This window comes from Pseudomonas sp. TWI929, assembly GCF_039673335.1.
In the GTDB taxonomy this organism is placed as follows: Bacteria; Pseudomonadota; Gammaproteobacteria; order Pseudomonadales; family Pseudomonadaceae; genus Aquipseudomonas.
Map to the genome: position 1 here is coordinate 19,456 of NZ_JBDJLK010000073.1, position 8,336 is coordinate 27,791.

Sequence of the window (8,336 nt, forward strand, 5' to 3'; positions counted from 1 at the left end):
CGAGGCAGGGTAGCCCAGGGCGCGACAAATCGCACCCGCTGTTTCGCTCAGTCGGCCCTGGTGATGCCGTGTTTGCGCAGTTTTCGATACAAGGTATTGCGGCTGATGCCCAAGTGCTCGGCGACACGGGTGAGGTGCCAGTGTTTTGCCTCCAGGATTGCCAGCAGCGCATGGCGCTCAGCATCCTCCAACAGGGCCGGCCCTATCGCCGGCAAGCCAGCTTCCACAGGGATTGCGGATGGCTTGGAGTCGACGCGGTCGAGGTGGGAGCTGGCTTGCCGGCGATCGAGGGCAAAGCCCTCGCGGATGATGGCGGGGAGGTCCGAGAAGACAATTTGGGCCTCTTCGCAAAGCGCCACCAGGGTACGCAGCACGTTGCGCATCTGCCGCACGTTGCCCGGCCAGGCAAAATCGAGCAGTGCCTGCCGCGCCCGTGGCTCGATGTCGATCAGTTGCCCCTGCGCCTCCTGGCGCAGCAAAAAGTCCAGCAACTGCGCCTTGTCACTGCGCTCGCGCACCGCTGGCAACGCCACTTCCAGGCCATTCAGGCGGTAATACAGGTCCTCACGGAAACTACCCTGCTCCACCCGCTCCAGCAGGTCACGGTGAGTGGCGCTGACAATACGCACGTCCACCGCCTGCGGCTCACCACCGATTGGCACCACCTGGCGCTCCTCCAGCACCCGCAGCAAGCGGGTTTGCAGGCTCAGCGGCATATCGCCAATTTCGTCCAGCAGCAAAGTGCCGCCGTCGGCCTGCAACAGCTTGCCGCGCATGCCTTCCTTGCGCGCACCGGTAAAACTGCCGCCGCGGTAACCGAACAGCTCGCTCTCGATCAGGCTCTCCGGGATCGAGGCGCAGTTGATGGCGACAAACGGCTTGCTGCGCCGTTCGCTGGCCTGATGCACGGCCTGGGCGAAGGCCTCCTTGCCGCAGCCGGTCTCGCCGCGCAGCAACAATGGCACATCGCGTTCGAACACCCGCACACTGCGGCGGAAATCGTTCTGCAACGCCGGGTCGAGCAGGCACACCAGCGGCTCCACTTCGCGCGCGGGCCGTGGCTGGGCGGCGGGCACCGACCACACCGGCGCCCGCGCCTGGCCCCGCAGGCTGGCAAACACCTGGCGGCCGTCCAGGGTGCGCAGCGGCCAGGCGGTGCTGCCACCGGGTGTGGCGCGGCTGAACAGCTCGTCATGGCTGCAGGCAAAAAAGCGTTCCAGCGGTTTTCCCAGCACGCCACCGCGTACAGTGCCTAGCATGTTCAGCGCGCTCTGGTTGGCCGCGCAGATGCGCCCGTCGCCATCAAACGCCAGCAGGCCTTCGCTGAACAGGCCAACCGACTCGGCCTGCAGGTGAAAACGCAGCAACCACTGCTGCTCGAAATGGCGCAGGAAATAGCAGCTTTCGATCATCTTCGCCGACAGGTTGACCAGCGCCATGGTGTGAAACTGGCTTTGCCGGGAAACATCGGGCCGCGCCGAGGACACGTCCAACACCGCCAGCAGCTCGCCATGCGGGTCGAACACTGGGCTGGCCGAACAGGTCAGGCCGGTGTGGCGGCCACGGAAGTGTTCGTTCTGGTGGATGGTCAGCGCCTGGCGCTCGACCAGGCAGGTGCCGATGCCATTGGTGCCCTCGCGCGCCTCGCTCCAGTCGGCACCCAGCCATAGCCCGGCACGTTCAAAGCTACGCCGCTCGGTGGGCGCACTGACGCAATTGAGGATCACCCCACGGGCGTCGGTCAGCAACACCGCGTGGCCAGCCCCGGAAAGCTGCTGGTGCAGGCTGTTCATTTCATGGTCGGCAATTTGCAGCACCTGGCGCAGGCGCTCGCGGCTTTCCAGCAGGCGCCCGTGTTCGAGCACCACCGGCGCCTCGATCACCGCAGGGTCGAGGTGGTAGTCCTCCAGGCAGCGCAGCCAGGAACGGGCGATGGACGGGTCACTGCCGCTTTCCCCGGCCCCACCATGGGCGACGCTGTGAACTTGCTGGGCATGGCGACTGAAATGATTGCTCTGCATTGTTGTAGTTCTCCGCAGATAGAGAGTCCCGCCAGCATCCTCCACCCGGGAAGGCTTTGCAATGCACCCGCCTGTGACGTGTCGCAAATGGCACAAAGTGTCACCCAGCACGTACCAGCGCCGGCACAGCAGCCGCTGGCCAGCCGCTGGAAACTGCTCCAAGCCATTGATTTGCCTGGTGCCGCCAACGCTGGCCCAACCTTTGCTCTACGCTTCTCAACTCCCTAACAAACACAATAGCCAGGAGACACACCATGCGTTACGCACATCCCGGTACCGAAGGCGCGAAGGTTTCCTTCAAGAGCCGCTACGGCAACTACATCGGTGGTGAGTTCGTTCCTCCGGTAAAGGGCCAGTATTTCGAAAATACCTCCCCGGTGAATGGCAAGCTGATCGCTGAATTCCCCCGCTCTACTGCCGAAGACATCGATAAAGCGCTCGACGCCGCCCACGCCGCAGCCGACGCCTGGGGCCGTACCTCGGTGCAGGACCGCTCCAACGTACTGCTGAAAATCGCCGACCGTATCGAACAGAACCTCGAACTGCTGGCCATTACCGAGACCTGGGACAACGGCAAGCCAATCCGCGAAACCCTCAATGCCGACATCCCGCTGGCGGTTGACCACTTCCGCTACTTCGCCGGCTGCATCCGCGCCCAGGAAGGCGGCGCCGCCGAAATCAACGAAGGCACCGTGGCCTACCACATCCACGAGCCGCTGGGCGTGGTCGGGCAGATCATCCCGTGGAACTTCCCGATCCTGATGGCCGCCTGGAAGCTTGCCCCGGCCCTGGCCGCCGGCAACTGCGTGGTGCTCAAGCCGGCCGAGCAGACCCCGCTGGGCATCACCGTGCTGCTGGAAGTGATCGGTGACCTGCTGCCAAAAGGCGTGCTCAACGTGGTGCAGGGCTATGGCCGCGAAGCCGGTGAAGCACTGGCCACCAGCAAGCGCATCGCCAAGATCGCCTTTACCGGCTCGACCCCGGTGGGCTCGCACATCATGAAATGCGCAGCCGAGAACATCATCCCGTCCACCGTGGAGCTGGGTGGCAAGTCGCCGAACGTGTACTTCGAAGACATCATGCAAGCCGAGCCAAGCTTCATCGAGAAGGCCGCCGAAGGCATGGTGCTGGCGTTCTTCAACCAGGGCGAGGTGTGCACCTGCCCATCGCGGGCACTGGTACAGGAGTCGATCTACCCGCAGTTCATGGAAGTGGTGATGAAGAAGGTGCTGCAGATCAAGCGCGGCGACCCACTGGACACCGACACCATGGTAGGCGCCCAGGCTTCGCAGCAGCAGTTCGAGAAAATCCTGTCGTACCTCGACATCGCCCAGAAGGAAGGCGCCGAGCTACTGACCGGCGGCAAGGTGGAAAAACTCGAAGGCTCGCTGGCCACCGGGTACTACATCCAGCCGACCCTGCTCAAGGGCAACAACCGCATGCGAGTGTTCCAGGAAGAAATCTTCGGCCCAGTGGTGAGCGTGACCACCTTCAAGGACGAAGCCGAAGCGCTGGCGATTGCCAATGACACCGAGTTCGGCCTGGGTGCCGGGGTGTGGACCCGCGACATCAACCGTGCCTACCGCATGGGCCGCGGGATCAAGGCTGGCCGCGTGTGGACCAACTGCTACCACCTGTACCCGGCGCATGCCGCGTTCGGTGGCTACAAGAAGTCCGGGGTTGGGCGTGAGACCCACAAGATGATGCTGGACCACTATCAGCAGACCAAGAACCTGCTGGTGAGCTACGACATCAACCCGTTGGGCTTCTTCTAAACCGCGTCGCCCGCTCCCACAGGGATCGCGTCTCCTTGTGGGAGCGGGTTCACCCGCGAAGAGGCCAGACCTGCATTACACAAAACCCAGAGCGGCAACCGTGCACCAGCCGCTCTGGCTCGCTTCCTGCAGTACCCATCACCATCGGCCCGGAACCCCTCCGGCCACCAAGAAAAACAACAGGTGAAACTATGCCAAGCGATCATTCCGCCGGCTCGCCGGCAGGCTCTTCTGTCGACTTCGAAAAAGTCGGCTCGGACTATTTCCAGCAACGTGAACTGAAAAAAGGCGCCGCCGGCTGGGTGCTGCTGGTCGGCCTGGGCGTGGCCTATGTCATCTCCGGCGACTACGCCGGCTGGAACTTCGGCCTGGCCCAGGGCGGCTGGGGCGGCATGTTCCTCGCTACCTTGCTGATGGCCACCATGTACCTGTGCATGTGCTTCTCGCTGGCCGAGCTGTCATCGATGATCCCCACCGCAGGCGGCGGCTATGGCTTTGCCCGCAGTGCCTTCGGCCCATGGGGCGGCTTCCTCACCGGCACGGCGATCCTGATCGAATACGCCATCGCCCCCGCAGCCATCGCCACCTTCATTGGTGCCTACTGCCAGTCGTTGTTCGGCATCGGCGGCTGGATGATCTACCTGGCGTTCTACGTGGTGTTTATCGGCATCCACATCTTTGGTGTGGGTGAAGCGCTGAAGCTGATGTTCATCATCACCGCCATCGCCGCCATTGCCCTGGCGGTGTTCCTGGTGGCCATGGTGCCCCATTTTGATGCAGCCAACCTGTTCGACATCGCCAAAACAGACGCGGTCGGTGCCAGCAGCTTCTTGCCATTCGGCTATGTCGGCGTGTGGGCGGCAATCCCCTATGCCATCTGGTTCTTCCTCGCCGTAGAGGGCGTGCCACTGGCCGCCGAAGAAACCAAGAACCCCAAGCGTGACCTGCCACGCGGCCTGATTGGCGCCATGCTGGTACTGCTGGCCTTCGCCCTGCTGATCCTGGTGGTCGGCCCTGGCGGTGCCGGCTCCGAAGCGCTGAAAGCATCCGGCAATCCGCTGGTCGAAGCGCTGGCCAAGGCCTACGGTGGTTCCACCTGGATGGGCAGCTTCGTCAACCTGGTCGGCCTGGCCGGCCTGATCGCCAGCTTCTTCTCGATCATCTACGCCTATTCCCGGCAGATCTTCGCCCTGTCCCGCGCCGGCTACCTGCCGCGCAAACTGTCGGAAACCAACAAGAGCAAGGCGCCGGTACTGGCCCTGGTCATTCCAGGCATCATCGGCTTTGCCTTGTCGCTGACCGGCCAGGGCGACCTGTTGATCCTGGTGGCCGTGTTCGGCGCAACCCTGTCGTACGTGCTGATGATGGCCGCGCACATCACCCTGCGTATCCGCCGGCCGAAGATGGAGCGCCCGTATCGCACCCCTGGCGGCATCTTCACTTCCGGCCTGGCCCTGGTGCTGGCGTGCATCGCCGTGGTCGCCGGCTTCCTGGTCGACCCGCGCGTGGTGATTGGCGCCGCAGTGATCTATGCGGTATTAATTGCCTACTTTGCTTTCTACAGCCGCCACCACCTGGTAGCGGGCACACCGGAAGAGGAATTCGCCGCGATCCAGAAGGCCGAAGAGGCCTTGCACTGATCGCCGCCACCCGCCGCGGGGCAGCCCGCGGCTCTGGAGAGTCTGTATGGCAAGTTTCGTACACACGGTAGGCCACCTGGTCTACCGCTTCGACAGCCTCAAGGAAGTGATGGCCAAGGCCAGCCCGGCACGTTCGGGGGACTACCTGGCAGGTGTCGCGGCCAGCAATGACGGCGAGCGCGTCGCTGCGCAAATGGCGTTGGCCAATATTCCGCTGACGCATTTCCTCAACGAAGCGCTGATCCCTTACGAAGCCGATGAAGTCACCCGACTGATCATCGACAGCCACGATACCCAGGCTTTCGCCCCGGTCAGCCACCTGACCGTCGGCGGCCTGCGCGACTGGCTACTCAGCGAGGAAGCCAACGAAGACAGCCTGCGCGCCCTGGCCCCCGGGCTGACGCCGGAAATGGCTGCAGCGGTGTCGAAGATCATGCGCGTGCAGGACCTGGTGCTGGTGGCGCAGAAGATCCGCGTGGTCACGCGCTTTCGCGGCACCATGGGCCTGCGCGGGCGCCTGTCGACCCGGCTGCAGCCCAACCACCCGACCGACGAGCCAGCCGGTATCGCCGCCAGCATCCTCGACGGCCTGCTGTACGGCAACGGCGACGCCATGATCGGCATCAACCCGGCCACCGACAGCATCGCCTCGATCTGCGCCCTGCTGGAAATGCTCGACGCCATCATCCAGCGCTACGACATCCCCACCCAGGCCTGCGTGCTGACCCACGTCACCACCTCGATCGAAGCGATCAACCGGGGCGTGCCGCTGGATTTGGTGTTCCAGTCCATCGCCGGCACCGAGGCGGCCAACGCTGGCTTCGGCATCAACCTCAACGTGCTGCAGGAAGGCTACGAAGCGGGTCTGTCGCTGAAACGCGGCACCCTCGGGCAGAACCTGATGTACTTCGAAACCGGCCAGGGCAGCGCGCTGTCGGCCAACGCCCACCATGGCGTCGACCAGCAAACCTGCGAGACCCGCGCCTATGCCGTGGCCCGCCACTTCAAGCCGTTTCTGGTCAACACCGTGGTCGGTTTCATCGGCCCGGAGTACCTGTACAACGGCAAGCAGATCATCCGCGCCGGCCTCGAAGACCACTTCTGCGGCAAGCTGCTGGGCGTGCCGATGGGCTGCGACATCTGCTACACCAACCACGCCGAGGCCGACCAGGACGACATGGACACCCTGCTGACCCTGCTGGGCGTGGCCGGGATCAACTTCATCATGGGCATCCCCGGCTCCGACGACATCATGCTCAACTACCAGACCACTTCGTTCCACGACGCGCTGTACGCGCGCCAGACCCTGGGGCTGAAGCCCGGGCCGGAATTCGAGGCCTGGCTGGCCCGCACCGGCATCTTCACCCAGGCCGATGGCCGGGTACGCTTTGGTGACAACCTGCCGCCGGCCTTCCGCCAGGCCTTGGCACAGCTTGCATAGGGATGACCATGGACCACCGCACGCCTACCCCCGACAACCCTTGGCTGGCCCTGCGCAACCTGACCCCGGCGCGCATCGCCCTGGGCCGCGCCGGCACCAGCCTGCCGACCGGGGCGCAGCTGGACTTCCAGTTCGCCCATGCCCAGGCCAGAGATGCCGTGCATTTGCCCTTCGACCATGCCGGCCTGGCCAGCCAGTTGAGTGACCGCAGGCGCGAAAGCCTGGTGCTGCACAGCGCTGCCAGCGACCGCGACCAATACCTGCAGCGCCCGGACCTGGGCCGGCGCCTGAACGAAGATTCGATTGCCACGCTGCGCCAGCATGCCCAGGCCAACCCCGGTGGGGTGGACCTGGCCATAGTGGTCGCTGACGGCCTGTCGGCCCTGGCCGTTCATCGCCACACGCTGCCGTTTCTGACCCGTTTCGAGGAGCAGGCCGCAGCCGACGGCTGGACCAGCGCCCCCGTGGTGCTGGTACAACAGGGCCGCGTGGCAGTGGCCGACGAGGTCGGCGAACTGCTGGGCGCGCGCATGACGGTGATGTTGATCGGCGAACGCCCTGGGCTCAGTTCGCCCGACAGCCTGGGCCTGTACTTCACCTACGCGCCCAAGGTTGGCCTGACCGATGCCTACCGCAACTGCATTTCCAACATTCGCCTGGAGGGCCTGAGCTATGGCATGGCGGCGCATCGCCTGCTGTACTTGATGCGCGAAGCCTGTCGGCGCCAGCTTTCCGGGGTGAATTTGAAGGACGAAGCCGAGGTCCATAGCATCGACAGTGAAAATACCCCCACCCAGCGAGGTAACTTCCTGCTCGGCGAAGGTTAAAGAACATGTCACGGAAGGCGGATTGCGCTGATGGCCAGCATTGGGGCAGCATGGCCTTGAAAGCTGCAGGCATTCCGCCGTTTCCCCAAATGGACTCTGAGGGCCGCACATGCGCATCATCAAGGCAACCCTGGAACACCTCGACCTGCTCACGCCAATGTTCGTCAAATACCGTGAGTTCTACGGGCAGCTGCCCTACCCCGACAGCTCGCGCAGCTTTTTGGAAAAGCGCCTGGAGCGCGAGGAATCGGTGATCTACCTGGCGCTGCCGGAAGATGACGATTCCAAGTTGATGGGCTTCTGCCAGCTGTACCCGAGCTTCTCGTCGCTGTCGCTCAAGCGGGTATGGATTCTCAACGATATCTACGTGGCCGAAGATTCGCGGCGCATGCTGGTGGCCGACCACCTGATGCGCGAGGCGAAGAAAATGGCCAGGGAAACCAACGCGGTGCGCATGCGGGTTTCGACCAGTGCCGGTAACGAAGTAGCACGCAAGACCTATGAGTCCATTGGCTTTCGCAAGGACACCGAGTTCGAGAACTACATCCTGCCGATCAGCCAGGATTGACCTGTACCGGCCTCTTCGCGGGTAAACCCGCTCCCACAGGAAACCACTACCTCCAGGCCTATGG

6 protein-coding genes are annotated in these 8,336 nt (G+C 63.8%); 5 read left to right on the forward strand and 1 reads right to left on the reverse strand.

The genetic code is table 11. The annotated features are described in order from the left end of the window. Positions 1 to 47: 47 nt before the first annotated feature. Positions 48 to 2,021: a sigma-54-dependent Fis family transcriptional regulator gene (locus tag ABE456_RS22570; protein ID WP_346645908.1), complete on the reverse strand. Its 1,974-nt coding sequence runs from the start codon at positions 2,019 to 2,021 to the stop codon at positions 48 to 50. A gap of 254 nt (positions 2,022 to 2,275) precedes the next feature. Here ABE456_RS22570 and ABE456_RS22575 point away from each other — a divergent pair, with 254 nt between their 5' ends. The 5 genes from ABE456_RS22575 (at position 2,276) to ABE456_RS22595 (ending at position 8,272) form a co-directional block, all read left to right on the forward strand. Next, positions 2,276 to 3,796, forward strand: coding sequence for an aldehyde dehydrogenase family protein (locus ABE456_RS22575; RefSeq protein WP_201199891.1), 1,521 nt, complete (start codon positions 2,276 to 2,278; stop codon positions 3,794 to 3,796). 191 nt (positions 3,797 to 3,987) lie between these two features. After that, positions 3,988 to 5,436 (forward strand): ethanolamine permease, encoded by a 1,449-nt coding sequence (gene eat, locus ABE456_RS22580; protein WP_346645909.1) that lies wholly within the window; start codon positions 3,988 to 3,990, stop codon positions 5,434 to 5,436. A gap of 46 nt (positions 5,437 to 5,482) precedes the next feature. Beyond that, positions 5,483 to 6,877 (forward strand): ethanolamine ammonia-lyase subunit EutB, encoded by a 1,395-nt coding sequence (locus ABE456_RS22585; protein WP_346645910.1) that lies wholly within the window; start codon positions 5,483 to 5,485, stop codon positions 6,875 to 6,877. 8 nt (positions 6,878 to 6,885) lie between these two features. Then, positions 6,886 to 7,704, forward strand: coding sequence for an ethanolamine ammonia-lyase subunit EutC (gene eutC / locus ABE456_RS22590; RefSeq protein ID WP_346645911.1), 819 nt, complete (start codon positions 6,886 to 6,888; stop codon positions 7,702 to 7,704). A gap of 109 nt (positions 7,705 to 7,813) precedes the next feature. Beyond that, positions 7,814 to 8,272, forward strand: coding sequence for a GNAT family N-acetyltransferase (locus ABE456_RS22595; protein WP_346645912.1), 459 nt, complete (start codon positions 7,814 to 7,816; stop codon positions 8,270 to 8,272). The last annotated feature ends 64 nt before the right edge of the window (positions 8,273 to 8,336 follow it).

Coding starts and splice junctions, on each gene's coding strand:
- ABE456_RS22575 (WP_201199891.1), top strand. CDS start 2,276: ATGCGTTACGCACATCCCGGTACCGAAGGCGCGAAGGTTTCCTTCAAG.
- eutC (WP_346645911.1), top strand. CDS start 6,886: ATGGACCACCGCACGCCTACCCCCGACAACCCTTGGCTGGCCCTGCGC.
- ABE456_RS22595 (WP_346645912.1), top strand. CDS start 7,814: ATGCGCATCATCAAGGCAACCCTGGAACACCTCGACCTGCTCACGCCA.
- eat (WP_346645909.1), top strand. CDS start 3,988: ATGCCAAGCGATCATTCCGCCGGCTCGCCGGCAGGCTCTTCTGTCGAC.
- ABE456_RS22585 (WP_346645910.1), top strand. CDS start 5,483: ATGGCAAGTTTCGTACACACGGTAGGCCACCTGGTCTACCGCTTCGAC.
- ABE456_RS22570 (WP_346645908.1), bottom strand. CDS start 2,021: ATGCAGAGCAATCATTTCAGTCGCCATGCCCAGCAAGTTCACAGCGTC.